The 508-nt window shown below is 68.5% G+C and carries 1 protein-coding gene; it reads left to right on the top strand.

Annotation, left to right across the window (positions count from 1 at the left end; all coding sequences use genetic code 11):
- Positions 1–22 precede the first annotated feature (22 nt).
- Positions 23–508 (top strand): fumarylacetoacetate hydrolase family protein (locus AAG565_RS15760; RefSeq protein WP_348820597.1); only part of this gene is annotated, 486 nt, incomplete at its 3' end.

Genomic DNA, 508 nt, shown 5'->3' with positions numbered 1-508 from the left:
CCGAAACGCCGAAAATCGGCGCATGAAACTCGCCACGCTCAAGGACGGCACCCGCGACGGGCGCCTGGTCGTCGTCTCGCGCGATCTGGCGCGCTGCATCGCCGTGCCGCAGATCGCGCGCACCCTGCAATCCGCGCTCGACCGCTGGAACGAAGTGGAACCGCAGCTGCGCGTCGTATCCGGACGGCTCGACGACGGTGACTATGGCGAGGAAGCGGAAGGCTTCCATCCGATCGCCTGCCGCTCGCCGCTGCCGCGCGCCTACCAGTGGGCCGACGGCTCGGCCTACGTGAACCACGTCGAACTGGTACGCAAGGCGCGCGGCGCCGAGATGCCGCCGAGCTTCTGGAGCGATCCGTTGATGTACCAGGGCGGCAGCGACAGCTTTCTCGATCCGATGGGCCCGATCGAGGCGGCTTCGGAGGACTGGGGCATCGACCTCGAAGCGGAGATTGCCGTCGTCACCGGCGACGTGCCGATGGGCGCCAGTGCAGAGACGGCAGGTGCG

This window comes from Fontimonas sp. SYSU GA230001 (assembly GCF_040066175.1).
Lineage (GTDB): Bacteria > Pseudomonadota > Gammaproteobacteria > Nevskiales > Nevskiaceae > Solimonas.
The sequence above is the reverse complement of the archived record's forward strand: the minus strand, read 5'-3'. Positions and strand labels throughout refer to the sequence as shown.